This is a genomic window from Pseudobythopirellula maris, assembly GCF_007859945.1.
GTDB classification, from domain to species: domain Bacteria; phylum Planctomycetota; class Planctomycetia; order Pirellulales; family Lacipirellulaceae; genus Pseudobythopirellula; species Pseudobythopirellula maris.
Map to the genome: position 1 here is coordinate 581147 of NZ_SJPQ01000003.1, position 15184 is coordinate 596330.

Sequence of the window (15184 nt, forward strand, 5' to 3'; positions counted from 1 at the left end):
CGCTAGCTGTGTTCCAAAGTGTTGCCCAACAGTCCTGGGGCGAAGGCGCCCCGGTTGGAGCGTGTTAAACAGATGTCTCATTCGCTGCATAGGATTCGGCGCCTACCGGCTCCGCACCTTCGTCGCCGTAAGGCTGCCCGTAGCGGGTGGCGTACTGCTTGGCGGGCACGCCGTTCAGCACGACCCCCGCCAACCGAACGCCGGCGGCCTGGAGCCGCTGGCCCGCCTCGCGGACCTGCTCGCCCCGGCTCTTGTCGCGCATCGCGCAGAGGATCGAGGCGTCCGCCGCCCGCGCCAGCATCAGCGCTTCGCTCGCAACCAGCAGGGGCGGTGTGTCGATCACGACATAGTCGTAATCTTCTCGGGCCGCCGCGAGCACTCGCTCCTGCAGCCAAGACAGCTTCCTGTGCGGGGTGCTGACCGCCTTGCCGGCGGGGAGCACCCACAGGCCGGGCTGCTCCGCCGCGACGACCGTTTGCTGCAGAGACGCGTGACCGTCCAACACATCGCCGAGGCCAGGGCTGGGGTCGATGTCGAAGGCGGAGTGGATGTCAGGCGATCGCAGGTCGCCATCGATCAAGAGTGTCTTGCCGCCCGCCTCGGCGAGGCAGATTGACAACTGCGAGGAGAGGCTAGTCTTGCCCTCGTTCTTCATCGCGCTCATCACACTAACGACGCGGATGCCCTTGAACCCGTCGGCCCAACGGATCGTGGTGGCGAGCACGTTGGTGCTCTCCTCGAAAACGCGCAATGCCTGCTCGAGACGGTACTCGGACCGGCGCCCGCTTGAGTTGGGGCGCGACGGCAGGCGGGCGATCTCACAAAGCACCGGGGCGTTGGCGTGCGCCTCGAGTGAGCGAACGTCGCACACCCGGCGGAGCGAACGCTCGGCGATCAACGCGACGGCGAACGGTAGGAACCAACAACCGAGGGCGGCGGCCGCCATTTTCTTCCAGGGCATGCCCACAACCGGGGTCTGTTCGATCTCGCCCTCACGCAAGAGCTCTACCCGGTCGATCGCCTGCGACTCCACCTGCATGCGTGTGATCCGGCTGGCGACCTCTTGCTGCATCTCTTCGGCGAGAGTCAGCTCGGCGCGCATGAACTCGACCTCCAGCAGGCCGCCGGCGTTGTCTCGCCGCTTGCGTTGCTCGGCCTCAAGAGACTTTCTCAGGTAGTCTTCCTGCAGGTCAAGCGCCGCGAGCCGCAGGTCGATCGCCTCGCTTTCCTCGCTCGGGCCGCTCGGTTTCATGCTACCGATCGACTCCGACATCACCTGAGAACGCAGCATCTCGACGCGTCCTGCCATCGCGGACACGATATCCTGTAAGCCGGCGTTCAGATCGCGGTACTCACGTGATTGCTCCGGGCGTCGCATGGTCTGACGGTAGGATTCGACCCGGCTTTCCATCAGCATTTGCTGCTCGCGCCAGGCTCGCAACTGCTCGTCCCGGCCGATGAGCTCCACGACGGCGGCCTCGGCGGCGGCGTAATCGGCGGCGTGATTGGGGGTGTCTTGCTTGAGGTTCTCTCTTTCGGCGGTGAGCGACACGCGGGCGAGGTCGATCTCGATCAATCGGCGCACGCTGTCCTCGACCAGCGGGCTGACGCCCCCCCCGCCCGACATCAGGCCGCCATAAGGATCGTTCTTAGTCGCTTGGTCGGCGACCGTCACGAGGTTGCCCCGCAAACGCTTGATGTCTTCGAAATACTTCTCTTTCTGCTGCTGGAGCAGAGCGATGACCCGCCGCTTGGTTTCGCTCTCTTGCTTGGAGCGGAAATCGAGGTAGCTGCGGGCGAGGGCGTTGATCACGTCCTTGGCGGCCTGCGGATCGGTGCTCTCCATCGACAATCGGAAAAGCTCCGAGTCGCCCCGTTGGAAGACATGCACCAACTCGCCCAGCATGCCTATCGGGTCGAGCTCGCCGCGCAGTATCTCGAGCTGCGCGATGGCCGGGTCGCCGAGCAGGGGGGCCACCACCATCGGGCTGCGAATCAGCTCGACCTGCGTCTCGACGAACCGCTTGGCGTCGAGGGCGGTCTCTTCGTCCTTGAACACCACGTACGGCGACTCGGCCTTGATCTTCAACCAAGCCGAGGCGCGGTAGACCGGTTGCGACATCAAGCAGATCGCCACAACCGCAGCCACCGATAGGAACAGCCCGACCGGCGTGGCGACGACCCACCAGCGGCGCACGGCGCCGACGATCGCCTGGCCCGACAGGGCCGAGTGCGATTGATCATCGCCTTCGGCGTCGATGACCATCGGCGCGGGTATGGCGGCGCCCGTCAGATCTTGCGTCGGTGGAGTGATCATTTTGTTCATGCGATTTGCCTATAAAGCCTGGTAACGCTTGCTGCGAGCAGAGCGAGGGCCGCGCAGGTTCAGTGAGCGGTCTTGCGGCGACGCGTCAACGTGGCGACCTCCACGGTCTCGATGTAGCGGAGCAGATTCGACAAGTAGGCCAGGAACAAGGCGAACAGCCCGGCCGCGTAAGGGATCATCACGATACCGGCCCAGTCGTGCACGAACTTGTACACCTCGTCGGAAGACTCCCCGGACCAGTGAACGATCGTGGCGGTGACAATAATCCGTGTGGCGTTCGCGATGATGGCGATCGGCAAGGTCGCCAGCGCGATCGCCACGTTCTGCCACAAGGGGCGACGCGCCATCACGACGCAGGCGTACGCCAGGGCGACGATGCCCACGAATATCCGCATGCCGGCGCACGCCTCCTCAACGAACAAAGGAGAGTCGCCGATCATGATGACGTTCCCCTCGGCCAAGGCTGGCTGACCGAACAGCTGCAACCCCCACGTGCTAAGACCCGTCGATACGTTTTGCAGCGGGAGGCTCATCCACCGCTCAACCTTGTAGGGGAGCGGAGCCATGAAGATCAGAAAACCGATGGCGGGGGCCGCCCACAGCGCAACGCGGCGGCCGCAGATCAGCCAAACCACCCCCGCCGCCCACAACGGTATCGACCAGCCGTCCAGGTCGGGGATAAAGAGCAAGGCGCTGACAAAACGGAGCACGAGGCTGGCCGCAATCAAAGCCACGCCCCCCCAGTGGAACGACAGGTCCGCGCCGGGGTACTGATCCCTCCTCACCCACAGCAAGTACAAAGCCACGGGGAAGACCATGAAACCGTGTGAGTAGTCGGGCTGCGTTCGCCACGCCTCCATCAGCTCCGTCATCGTCGGCCAGTAGGCCCACCCAAACGCGATAGCGAAGACAGCGCAGATCGCTAGTGTCACCGGCCGCAAGGGATTGAACGCGTGCTCACCAGACGTATCTCTGTTCATACAATTGCTCGGATCGGAGGCAAGGAAGGTGGGTCGGCGCCGTGCGGGAGGGGGTGGGACGGGTGGCGCGGGCGGACGGGTCCGTTCTTGTCTTGGGGATGGCAGAGCGACGCTCCGCATGGTCAACGCCGATCGATCGGGACGGTTAAGAGGTCGGGTCTGCCTCATCCCCCGAGGCTCCGGGGTCAACTCTCGTGATTGGGGCGTCGGAACGGCCCTGCTTGGAGCGTCGGCGTACTTCTTCAATCCCCCAACCCAACGTTTCTTTACGCACGCGGCACAGGGCCGAGGCGGTGCGACGTCTGATCTGCAACTGTCGGGAGCCGACGGCGGCCTCAAGAGCTTTGCTCAGCACCGAAGTGAGCACCATCAAGGTTTGGTCGTCGAGGCTACGGAGATAGGTCTGCATGATCGACTCCCAACTCGTGAGCCGACGCCAGTGTTCCAGACGCTTGGTGCACGCGGCCCGTGAGGGCATGCCCTTAGGCAAGCACTCCCATTCACGCTGGCTCCCGGCTAGCAACCAAAGAAACGCCTCGAAGCAATCGCGGTCGGGCGTGCTGGGTCTGCCACGCGATCGGGCGGAGGATTCCGGCATGTGCTTCGACACCTGCGCCCAATGGCGGTTCTCCAGCGGAGCCGTGCAATCCACCGGTAGCCGCGGGTCATCGGGTCTCGCTTTTCTGTTGTTCGCCAACCCCTCTTCCGTCGTCTTCTTCTGCAACTCAGCCTCCTACCGCACCCGTCGTTTGCGAAGCGCCTGACAATATGGCCGCACGACGGCGTCTCGCCATCGTGGCCGTTCAACGAGAGACAAGCTACCACCGCCTCATTAACGTTCCGCGAATAGCTGGTGTTGCTTCGGTGAGTTTTGTGTGTATATGAGCCACCGAACGTGTCACTGCTATTTTTTTCTCTAGGCCCAAAGCAGACGCGTTCATCAAACCCCGAAGCTCTCGTGCCGCAAGACGGCGAGCGATCGCATCCAGCCTCTCGCTCATTTCATCCGATGCGCATGATGAAGTTGCGATGAATTTGTTTAGCGGTATCTCGCATCCAACCACAGCTAAAGCGTATGCATGGTCTCGCTCGCCCAGGCTGGGGGCAGTGCGGCAGCAGCAAAGACTCGACAAAAGGGGGAGAAGCCCAAGAACTCGCCGAGAGTTACCCGCAATCGTCAAGAATAGTTGTCAGCAGCTTTCGCGAGCCCCGTCCCTGGCAAACCTCAGGGCGAGTCGAAGAGAGCGCACGACTACCCTCCCACCCTGTAAGGTGAGAAGCCCTGTGCTCGCGCAAGAATCTTATTGGCTTGTTAACGCAAACCTAACCCACAAGCGATGGCAACCGTCCACAATCATCCCGTCGGTAATGGGGCGAGTACGCCCCCGGCTTTGTCAGCAACGGGACGAGGACAGACGTGCCAGAAAACGTGTTGGTTATCGAGCGTGAGGAAGAGCGGCTATCGCCCCATGAATCGAGCGGGAAGCACCACGAGCATGAACTGCTAGAGGAGGTCAACGAGCGTCACTACAAGCAGGCCCCCCTGCCCAGCAGCAACTGGCCGCTTCGCACCGCCAGCCCTTCCCCTGCCAACAGCCTCAGCACCACGCGGCACAGTGATTTATGCCTAATCGACCGGGAGATGATCGACCGCTGTGTCCGCGGTGACATCGACGCCTGGCAGACGCTCTACGACCAGTTTCACAGCGTTCTGCTGAGGTCGATCGCAGCGATGCTTAGGGGCAGCACGGGAGAAGAGCTTGTCGAAGAAGTCGCCTCGCGTGTCTGGTGCGCCTTGGCGGAGAACGACGGCGCGTTGCTTGATCGCTACGATCCACAGCGCGGCGCGCGGTTCATCACGTTCTTGAGACTAATCGCGCGTGACGAACTGAAGCGCCACTTCCGCTCCGAAGGGCGCCGCAAGCAGCGTGAGCTCACCGTCGGCTCCGCGCGGCCTAGGATCGATTGTGAAGAGCATCACCTGTGGGCTCGGCTCGACGAGTTCCTGTGCGAACTCACCCCCGCTGAACGCAAGTTCTTTAACGAGGTGCTCGTCCCGGAGGGGGGCGCCGAAGAGAGCAAGGAAGACGAGTACACCAAGAGCAACTTCTGGCAGCTCCGTCACAGGATCCGTGAGAAACTGCAACTGCACTTAGAGTACTAGTTGGCAGCAGCGAGGGCTAAGCCGGATTGGTTCCCCTGACTATGGAGCCGACCTGACACGGCATGCGGCAATAGGCGCCGTTTTTTGGAATCTCTCGCGGATCACTTTAATGCGATATTAATACACACTTCATGCAGTCAGTTTTTTCGACTAATCGGCGAAACCAACCAAGTCGCTCTCGCGTCAATCGGGTATGATCCTCAGCAGCCAGCTGCGTTACACCTTGTGGCTTCGGCCCAAAAGTCTGTGGCGCAAGCCCAATAGCCATCGGGCCAAGCCCTCTTTGGCTCAAGGCAACTGGTCGCACGCTGGCCCTCATCTCCGCACGCAATCCATGCCTGCCTTTTCCGTATCGAAGTACGCCATGCCTGCCTTCAGTCGCCTCGCCGCTTTGGCCGCACTCACGTTCGCCGCTGTTGGCGTCAACGCCCCCTGCGAAGCGAAGCTGCTGATTCTCAGGCAGCAGACCAATCTGCCTGACTCGGGCAACGCCAACTCGGCCGACGCCCACGCGATGACAACCGAGCACTTCCCCCCAGGATACCCTGGGGCATCGACTGCACAGGGCTGGGTGATCGAGCGGCCCTTCGACGGTTGCGACGCCTCGCTTTCTAGCCTATTGCTCCATGGGCAATCCGGCCCCAAGAATCAGCTCGTCATCACGCTCGACCCTGATTCGGACCGGCGGATGCAGCTATCGAATCTCTCTCTCACCTTCTCCGAGCAAGACAGCGGCTACGAATCGTTTACGATCGAAGCGCTCGACCGCAGCGGCGCGGTGCGTCATCGCGCGGTTGCCGACGTACGCCCCGGATCGAGCCGGCAAGTAACCATAGGCGAACTCCCCCCCCTGTCTCTCGGAGTCGTTGAGCTGCGACTCACAGCCGCGGGGGCGTTCGCCGATACCGCGGGGCCGCACGCCGCCGATCTCAATCTCGACGCTTTCCCGCTCGATCGGCTCGTCATTGATGGAGAGTTGGTCGACCCTTCGGTCCGCCGCGTGCCGGAACCCCCCTCGCACATGGCGTGGGTGCTCGTGATGGGCTTCACACTGGTATGGGTCGCCTTCACCCAGCGCAGACGCTACGCCGTGATCGACGCCGTTTGGCCCCCTCGACCGCGGGCCGCCCACCGAAGCTGGAGCGACAACCAGCGTCAAGCGATCCACGCGATCTTCGATCGTAAATCGCGGTAGCAAATGCCAACTCTCGTTCTTCCCGCGCTAGCCAAACAGGCTTTGCCGCGATGGGCAAGTTCCTCTTGCGCTCATCGCTTCTCGCTCGGTGTATCGAGCATGCCGACAAGCGAGTAATGGCTCGCACGCTAGAACTCGACCCAGGCAGCCTACACGCGGTCGAGAACGCAAAGCCGCTAGGCAGGGGCGGGCAAAGTCAAACGCGATGCTGGTTCGATATCGCGGCCGAGAGTCAGGATCCCGTCAACGGCGGACCACATCTGGTAGTAAGCGCGATTAAGCGGCTGCCGCAGGCCATGCAGGCTATTTGCGACGGGTTGCCACAGGCCGCCTGTTGACATCCATCATCCAATTGCGGCGGGCTCGCTCGATAGAAGCTTCTGTGCATGAAATCTAGGCCGTGAACCCTGCGTCAATATCGGCTGCAGGATCTGCCCTAGCGTTATTGCGGTGTGAGCCGTCTCGGCCTAGTACCCATTGAATCTTTTGTATCTCTTTTTCAGGAGTCGGATCGAAATGAAGAGTTTTTTTGCTTTGGCCATCGCGGGAGCGATCGGTTTTACGAGCATCGCCAACGCGGCGACCTATGTAGTTGATGACTTCGATGGCGGGGAGGATGTTCGCAGCTCAGGGATGACGTCGATCAGTCCGAACAACGGCTCGCCCAACTTCTCCACAAGTATTTTCGACGTGTTTGGGCCGACCAATCGCACTGTCAACTTCGACTTCGGTGACGACTCGGCGACCGGCATCGGCAACCCCAACGAATTCGCGGCCGACACCTTTGGAATCGTCCCTTTCGGCGGACCGAATGGTAAGGACGCGACTGACTTCTTCTTCGGAGAAGAGGACCTCGACAACGGCGACAACCCCGGCGGCACCGGTAGCGCCACCTGGGAGTTCGACATCAGCGGTCTAACGGATCTTGTGCTGAACGCGGTCTTCAGCGCGATGGGCGACTTCGAACAAGGTGACAACGCGCACAGCTTCACTTGGTCCATCGATGGCGGAGCCGGTGGCTCGGGAACGCTCTTCTCGATCGACTCGGACGACTCCGCATCGCACACCTACACGATGGAAGGCGGCGCCTCGGTCAACCTCAATGACCCGCTGACCATCAGTGATGACCTCGGGACGCGTGTTATCGACAACACGTTCAGCACCGTCGGTGAAGCCGCCATCGGCGGTACGGGCTCCTCGCTCTTGATCACCTACACGGCCGCAGCCAACAACGGCGGCGGCGAGGCGTTCGCGTTCGACGACCTGACACTGACGGCCAACGTCTCGGCCCCGGTGATTCCCGAGCCGACGATGTGCTTGGTGTTCGCCGGCCTGATCGCCACCCGTATGATCGGTCGTCGTCGCAACGGCTGAGCGATGGTCATTTTGCTAGTCGGCTTGTCGATTAGTTAATTTTTGATGAAAGCGGCGGGGTGGGTTATCCGCAAATAGCCCCCCCGCCGTTTTTTATGTTTAGTAGATTGACACACGAGCGAAGCGCGAGAAGTTATTCTTATAGTGTCTGCCGCGCCGCGTGACGCAAGCCACGCGACCTCTAGCGACCCGGTCCTCCGGGCCATCGCGTCAGCAAGACACCGAAGGAGCTCGCCCGTAGGAATCATGAGGATCGATCGGATGCGGATTCAGAGGCGGAACAAGGGTCTAGGCAAGCCCAGCACTTTCTCCGAAAGCGGTTTTACGCTTGTCGAGCTCCTGGTGGTGATCGCGATCATCGGCATCTTGGTGGCGCTGCTGCTGCCGGCGATCCAAGCGGCGCGTGAGTCGGCGCGGCGCACTCAGTGTGTCAGCCGCATCCGTCAGCTTCAGCTTGGCACAATCAATTACCAGACGGCAACCGGTCACTTCCCACCGGCTCGGGTGTTCCCCGATCTCGTGGACCTATCGACCGGCTTGCCCTACTCCGGCGGCGTAGGAGGCACCTCCTACTCAGGAGCCGACCCGGCCCTAGTCCAACTCAACTATCAGTCAGTGCACGTGCGAACGCTGTCCTACCTCGACAACGCACCGTTCGCAGACGCGATCAAAGAAATCAGGTCCTACAATTCCAAGCTCGAAGATCCCGCTGCGAGAGAAGTATTTACGCAGACAGAAGGTTTTTTCGTCTGTCCCTCAGATCCAAACACCGGCCCCACGCCCTACACCGAGAATAACTATCGTGTGAACATGGGCGGCTCGACCCCGTTGGGCGGGTCCGTCTCGCCGACAAATTTTCTCAGTGTGACGCTGAAATACCCCTCGGGAGTCGTTTTAGACGGTCGCGGCAACGGGGCGTTTGACTACAGCGCCAATGGCCTCAAGCCCGGACGCTTCACGGACGGGCTTTCCAAAACGGTATTTTGGGCCGAAAGAAACAAGGGAAGCTTATCACCAGGTGGCTTGACCTCAGCCGACATCATTGGCAACCGTGGCTCGAGCGCTAGCGACTCGGATGTGGCGAAGATGCTCTACAACGAATGCTTGGAACTCGACACGGCTGGGACCTACAGCGACAAGGACCTGATCGTCGACATCGGCCGTTGGGTGCCCGGCGGCTCGGGATTGAGCGGTTGGGGAGAATTCTCCAACGGGTGGCCTTTCGGCACCTACCTGGGGACGCTCTACAATCACGTTGCGGGCCCCAACGCGGCGCATTGGGATTGTGCGGACAACATCCCCGACACACCGGGAGAAGCCGCGATCGTGTCGGCTAGGAGCTCGCACCCGGGCGTCGTGAACGTGTGCTTCGGCGACGGGCACACCGAGGCGATCAACGACAGCATCGATCTGACAGTCTGGCGAGAAATGGGTTCTCGTGACAGCTCGGATCCCCCCATGGAGTAAGACGGCTAGGGATGCCGTTCTCCCGACACGGGGCGCAGACGCGAACGCCACAGCAACATTAGGCGTCACGCTTGGCAGCCGTGCGTGGTTGGTTGCTAGCTCGCGCTCTTACGAGCTCGCGGCTGAGCATGCTGCCGCGAACACCGTAAGGCCTGCTTACGCAATGGGGCGGGTTCGCTGGCCCTCAATCGCTGGCCCTCAATCGGCGGCCTTCAGCGGAACGGCCTCTCTGCCGTTCACTCGCAGCTACCCCTGAGCCTTGCCGACGGGCGTGTGCGCACGCCAAGCGTTAATTAATTTTATGTGTATATAGAATTACGATCCCGCCAATCTGAGTCTCGCGGCTCCCCGCTCGATATGACGACGCCCATGCGCTGCTGCGCACACGCGTCGTTTCTCTTTAATGGGCAATTCTCATGTGCGTGGGTGATCCCGCAAACGCCGCCCCTCGTTTGACTGCTGCCCGCAGAAGTCCCCCGAGAGGCACTAAATCATCGCTGTGCCGTAAGCACTTAACCCTCAGCGGCCTATTTGCTTATGGAAGGTCAGGCGTGCGGAGCCCTTTCGCATTGAGCGACGAAACGATTGAGCCGGGCCGAGTCCGCCCCGAACAAGAATCAGCGACCCATCCGGCGCCCCCTATGATTCGGCAAACGAATCGCCCCGTATTACCCCGCAACCAGAACAAGATTTGGAGAAGTGCAATGAAGCAGGTGGCAATAGCGCTAGCAGCGCTTGGAGTCCTAGCGAGCGTGGCGCCGGTGAAGGCGGCCGCACCGAACCCTCGCAAGATCGTTGCGATGTTGGACGGCACCCAGAATTTCGGCTCAACCCGCCGTTCGCTCAATTTCTACGACGTCACGAGCATCACGGGTGACGGGGCCTCGAACCCCTCGAACGTTTTCAATCAGACACCGTTGTTCTCGGTCTGGGGCGGGTACGAGGACAGCATCGGCTCGAACTTCGAGGACCCGGACACGTTTGCGGTTAACCCCTTCAATGGCAACGTTTACCTGATGGCGTTCGACTCGGGCCCCGCGGGCGTAGTTGACAGCGCGGGAGACACACAGGGCGACCTGGATCTCTACGAGATCGACTACCAATTGATCCTCAACGACTTCGAAACCAACTCGCGGACGCCGGGCACGATGTACGCCCCGGCCGTCGGTCCCGACGGCGCGATCAACCCGCAGCACCCGGATCACTTCGGCACGACGATCAACCTGGCCGACGCCAGCACCAAGATCGGCGAAGTCGGCCGTACTCAAGGCACCTCGTTCTTCGACCGCGACCTGCTGTTCTTCGATCCGCAGACCCTGGCCTACGTCGACAACGAGCAAGACGGCAGCGACACCGCTGCGCAGGATCACGAGCTGCGAATCATCAGCCGGATCTCCAAGTCGAATGGCGCGGCTGTCGTCGACGCCAGCGACTCGGACAGCATCCTGGGCGGCTACAACGCCCAAACCACCGAGAGCTGGGGCACGGACCGCGTCGGCGTGCTGAACATGGACTTCGTGGGCGGCGTCGCCACTGGATTCAGTGAGCCCGAGGACATCGTCGGCGTTGATCGCAACGGCGTCCGCGGCGTCTGGGTCGCCGAGACCGATGGCGGCGGCGACGACTTCTCGTTCTACCCGCTGGTCGGTGGCGCCGGATCCGGCGTTCCGGCGACCGCTACCACGATCGACAGCTTGGGCAACTCGCGCAGCCTCGACGACGACCCGGAGTTCGACACCGCCACGAACGACGGCGACCACGACTTCACGATCGCCGACGAGAACGGCAACCTGATCATCGGTGACTCGGGCTTCTTCGACACCGTGCCCGGTGGCGAGGCCGGCAGCGGCGGTCCCGCCGGCGAGCCGGCGTTCATCCGCCTGAACGTCGACAGCTACGGCGCCACCAACGTCACACTCGTGAGCGGTGACGCCTGGGACGACCTGGACGAGGTCGATGGCTTCGGTCCGGTCGGCTCGGATCGCGCCGGTGACGACCTCGATCCCCCCACGCAGCTCGAGGGCCCGCTCGGCTCGCTCACCAATACGTTTGGTGGCGGCACGGGACTGAGCAGCGATGACGACTCGAACGTCACCGACGGTCGTTTCGCCACCTACGACCCGGACTCCAAGGTGCTGTTCCTGTTCGACATCGACTCGGGCGGCCAGCCGGACGTGGTTGGTGACGTGATCGGCATCAACACCGAAACCGGCGAAATCGTTTACGAGGAGAGCAACGCCGCCAATCACTTCTTCATCGAGCACGGCATCCGTATGTTCCGTCGTGGCGATTCGGATGGTGACGGCGACGTTGACGCCGACGACATCGACGCGTTGGTCGCTGCGGCGGTCTCCAACGGCGGCACCTCGCTGAGCGAAGAAGAGTTCGACCTGACCAGCGACGACTTGGTGACCCTGGGCGCCGCTGCCGGCACGGACCACGCGACGCTCGTCCGAGACATCCTCGGCACCGAGTTCGGCGACGTGAACCTGGACGGCATCATCGACATCACCGACTACAGCACAGTGTCGGGCAACTTCGGCATGACCGGCGCTGGCTGGGCCGATGGCGAGATCACCGGCGACGGGATCATCGACATCACCGACGTGAGCCTCGTGTCGGGCAACTTCGGCTTCGACAACTCGGCCCTTCCGAGCGTCGCTGTCCCCGAGCCCGCCTCGGTGCTGCTGGTGCTGATGGGTTGCGCGGGTCTCCTGCGTCGCCGTCGCTGAGAGTGAAGAACGAGCGGGCCTTGGACGGCGATCGGGTCCAGGGCCCTTCGTTCTACCGAGTATTTTGAAGGGATCGGGCGGGGCGTCACGCCCGCTGTCACCCGAGTCCCATGACCTGCCCCCTGCGGGGCAAGAGCTGAGACGTGCGAAAATCTAGTCCACTTTTTATGTCATACGGAGAATAGTTGTGAAGAAATTTGGTCTCGCGATCGCCTTGATGGCGCTCGCCACGGCGGCTCAAGCCGCCACCTCGTTGACTGTGTTGGAGACGACTCCCGGCACTTACACCGTGAGCCTGGACACCGACTTGGAGTTCAACGGCTTCGCGGTCTACGTCAACGCCATCGACGACGGCGTTGTGGCGAACGGAGTGAACATCGTCGCCCCCAACCCGGCGTTCGGCGGACAGAAGTACATCTCGCAGTTCGTCCCGACCTTCTCGTTCCTCACCCCGCTCGGTTCGCCCTCGACCGACGGCCTGTTCGAGCCCGATCCGAACGGCGACATCGGCCTGTCGTACGGCGTCGGCAGCCCCGGAACCACGTTCGTTGGGCTGACGGCTCAGCCTTACATGCAGTTCGACCTCATCAGCGGCGCCGCCAACGTGTTCTTCCGCGTGCTGAACAACGGCGTCGACCTGGAAACGGACTCGGTCAACATCGGCGGCTCCGCCCCGGTGATCCCCGAGCCCACCATGATCGCCGTCTTCGGCGGCCTGCTGGGCGGCATGGGCCTGATCCGTCGTCGTCGCTGATTAAGACGGCGAGGTGGCGTGGGCGTCGCCCACCCACCAAGCCCGAGATAGCTATCGGCCCGCCCCGCTTTGCTGGAAAGCGGGGCGGGCCACTTGTATCGGCGGAGGAGCCTACGCACCGCGCGTGAGCCCCCACCCTATCGGTCCATGCGGCCGTACAAATCATCAGGTGAGCAAGATGCGAGGCGACAGGGCGGATCTCTTGCGGCGGTTCGCGCTCGCGCGTTTGGCGGTGTTGGTGTCCGCCGCGCTGGCGGGCGGCGCCGCCTCCGACGCCGCGGCCCAACTGCGTGTGGTCAACTACAACACGGCGACCGGCAATAGCTCGCCCGGCTACGCGGGACGCTCGACCGACTTCAACCGCGTGCTCGACTTCATCGGACGCGAAGAGATCAACGGGATCGCCAAGCCGATCGACGTGCTGATCTTACAGGAGCAATCCGACGCCGGGTCGGCCGCCTCGTTCGCGGCTGAATTGAACCTCATCTCCGGAACGTCGGACTATGTCGCCTGGTCGCAGAACCCGTTTGGCACCGACGGTCTCGACGCCGGGTTTGTTTACAACTCGGCGACCGTCACGCCGTTTCTAGAAGATTGGTTCGGCACCGGCAGCTCGCGGGCCACGGGTCGCATCGGCCTGAACCCGGTCGGCTATACCAATGCCGCGCTCTACATCTACAGCACCCACCACACGGCCGGCACGGGGGGCGGCGACTACGTCGAGCGTCGCAACGAGGCGTTCGACCTGCGGCTGATCACCGGCGACGGGCAGACCAACAGCGGGCCATCGGGAACCCCCTTCGGCGGCGACAGCCTGCCCGCCGACGCCAACATCATCTACGCGGGCGACTTCAATCAGCGCTCGAGCTACGAGGAGCCCAGCAGCGACCCGTACGCGTGGGCCTCGAATCCCTACCAGATCCTGCAGCTTGGGCCGTCTTCGGGATTCGGCGCCGGCGAGGCGGTCGATCCGATCGCGGCCCCGGGCAACTGGCACAACAACTTCTCCTTCGCCAGTATCCACACCCAGAGTCCCCACGACGGCAGCTTCGGTCTGGTGACCGGCGGCATGGACGACCGGTTCGACTTCCAGATGGTCTCTACCGAACTGAACGATGGCGAGGGCCTCAGCTACATCGGCCCTAACGCGGGCGATTCGCAGGCGACCGCCGAGTCGTACCACACGTTCGGCAATAACGGCACCAACTACAACCAAGCGGCGAGCTCCTCGAGCAACACGGGACTCGACTGGATCATCAGCCAGGGGGAAACGCTCCCCGGCATGACCTCGACCCAAACCCGCAACGCCGTGCGATCCTCGCTGGCGCGGGCTAGCGATCACTCCCCCGTGGTCGCCGACTACCAGCTGCCGGCCGTGCTCAGCGCGATCGCCGGCGCGGTCCCTCCGACGCTCGCGCTCGGTCAGGCGTTCGATCTCAACGTGGCCGTCAGCAACGCCGCCGCGGTGCTCACCAGCCTCGGAGCGGACGAGCTCGAGTACACGCTGAGCGTTTCCGGCGATCTCAACGGCGGGGCCGCGGGCAGCGACTCCGCCCTGGGGGGCGTGAACAACCACCTGGTGGCGTTGGACACGTCAACCGCCGGGGCGAAGCTGGGGACGATCACGGTGGCCACCGCCAGCCAATCCGCCGAGAACGCCTTGATCGAGATCCCCATCAGCTTCGACGTGATCGCCGCCTTGCTCGGTGACACCGACAGCGACGGCGACCTCGACGCCGACGACATCGACACGCTCTACGCCAACCTGGGCAGCGGCGACTCGCTCTTTGACCTCGACATGGACGGCGGGCTCGCCGACCAGCAAGACGTCGACACGCTCGTCCACACGATCTTGGGGACCGAGTACGGCGATCTCAACCTCGACAAACAGATCGACATCTACGACATCAGCACCGTTTCGGGGTCGTTCGGTCTGGGCGGCGGCTGGGCGGGTGGCGACATGAACGGCGACTCGGTGATCGACATCGGGGACTACAGCACGGTTTCGGGGAACTTTGGCTTCGTGGCCAGCTCGAATGCGGTGAGCGTCCCCGAGCCGGATCTGGCCCTGCTTCTGTTGCTAGGGATTGGCATTACAAGCGGCTCCGCCGCCGCTTCCCGACGCCTCTAGCTCGTCACCCTGTTAGCGGCACGCGGTTTGATTTTCTTGGATCGACAACCACTCAGCTTAA

General features: G+C 62.6%; 10 protein-coding genes. 7 read left to right on the top strand and 3 right to left on the bottom strand.

What is annotated here, in order from left to right; translation table 11 throughout:
* Positions 1-64 precede the first annotated feature (64 nt).
* The 3 genes from Mal64_RS15080 to Mal64_RS20470 all read right to left on the bottom strand — a co-directional run bounded on the left by Mal64_RS15080 (position 65) and on the right by Mal64_RS20470 (position 3958).
* Positions 65-2326: a polysaccharide biosynthesis tyrosine autokinase gene (locus Mal64_RS15080; protein ID WP_146401715.1), complete on the bottom strand. Its 2262-nt coding sequence runs from the start codon at positions 2324-2326 to the stop codon at positions 65-67.
* A gap of 59 nt (positions 2327-2385) precedes the next feature.
* Positions 2386-3306: an exosortase/archaeosortase family protein gene (locus tag Mal64_RS15085; RefSeq protein WP_197525793.1), complete on the bottom strand. Its 921-nt coding sequence runs from the start codon at positions 3304-3306 to the stop codon at positions 2386-2388.
* Positions 3307-3451: 145 nt separating this feature from the next.
* The gene (locus Mal64_RS20470) at positions 3452-3958 is read right to left on the bottom strand and encodes a transposase (RefSeq protein ID WP_391570433.1); all 507 of its coding nucleotides are present in this window, start codon (positions 3956-3958) and stop codon (positions 3452-3454) included.
* Between the two features lie 765 nt (positions 3959-4723).
* Here Mal64_RS20470 and Mal64_RS15095 point away from each other — a divergent pair.
* From Mal64_RS15095 to Mal64_RS15125, 7 genes are all read left to right on the top strand, one after another.
* Positions 4724-5470: an RNA polymerase sigma factor gene (locus tag Mal64_RS15095; protein WP_146401721.1), complete on the top strand. Its 747-nt coding sequence runs from the start codon at positions 4724-4726 to the stop codon at positions 5468-5470.
* A gap of 364 nt (positions 5471-5834) precedes the next feature.
* Entirely contained in the window at positions 5835-6665 is an 831-nt protein-coding gene (locus Mal64_RS15100; RefSeq protein ID WP_146401723.1) for a hypothetical protein, read from the top strand.
* Positions 6666-7181: 516 nt separating this feature from the next.
* Positions 7182-8039: a hypothetical protein gene (locus Mal64_RS15105; protein ID WP_146401725.1), complete on the top strand. Its 858-nt coding sequence runs from the start codon at positions 7182-7184 to the stop codon at positions 8037-8039.
* A gap of 261 nt (positions 8040-8300) precedes the next feature.
* Positions 8301-9506, top strand: a complete 1206-nt coding sequence (locus tag Mal64_RS15110; protein ID WP_197525794.1) for a DUF1559 family PulG-like putative transporter — start codon at positions 8301-8303, stop codon at positions 9504-9506.
* Between the two features lie 800 nt (positions 9507-10306).
* A complete protein-coding gene (locus tag Mal64_RS15115; RefSeq protein WP_197525795.1) occupies positions 10307-12238 on the top strand; it encodes a PEP-CTERM sorting domain-containing protein in 1932 nt (643 codons plus the stop codon).
* A gap of 187 nt (positions 12239-12425) precedes the next feature.
* On the top strand, positions 12426-12992 hold the full coding sequence (locus tag Mal64_RS15120; protein ID WP_146401731.1) for a PEP-CTERM sorting domain-containing protein: 567 nt from the start codon (positions 12426-12428) through the stop codon (positions 12990-12992).
* Positions 12993-13161: 169 nt separating this feature from the next.
* Positions 13162-15123 carry a hypothetical protein gene (locus tag Mal64_RS15125; RefSeq protein ID WP_146401733.1) on the top strand — a complete coding sequence of 654 codons (1962 nt, stop codon included), beginning with the start codon at positions 13162-13164 and terminating at the stop codon, positions 15121-15123.
* The last annotated feature ends 61 nt before the right edge of the window (positions 15124-15184 follow it).

What these genes read in the sequence shown, in the direction of transcription:
- Mal64_RS15080 (WP_146401715.1), bottom strand. Translation starts at nt 2,326, where the DNA reads ATGAACAAAATGATCACTCCACCGACGCAAGATCTGACGGGCGCCGCC.
- Mal64_RS15085 (WP_197525793.1), bottom strand. Translation starts at nt 3,306, where the DNA reads ATGAACAGAGATACGTCTGGTGAGCACGCGTTCAATCCCTTGCGGCCG.
- Mal64_RS15100 (WP_146401723.1), top strand. Translation starts at nt 5,835, where the DNA reads ATGCCTGCCTTCAGTCGCCTCGCCGCTTTGGCCGCACTCACGTTCGCC.
- Mal64_RS15105 (WP_146401725.1), top strand. Translation starts at nt 7,182, where the DNA reads ATGAAGAGTTTTTTTGCTTTGGCCATCGCGGGAGCGATCGGTTTTACG.
- Mal64_RS15110 (WP_197525794.1), top strand. Translation starts at nt 8,301, where the DNA reads ATGCGGATTCAGAGGCGGAACAAGGGTCTAGGCAAGCCCAGCACTTTC.
- Mal64_RS15115 (WP_197525795.1), top strand. Translation starts at nt 10,307, where the DNA reads ATGTTGGACGGCACCCAGAATTTCGGCTCAACCCGCCGTTCGCTCAAT.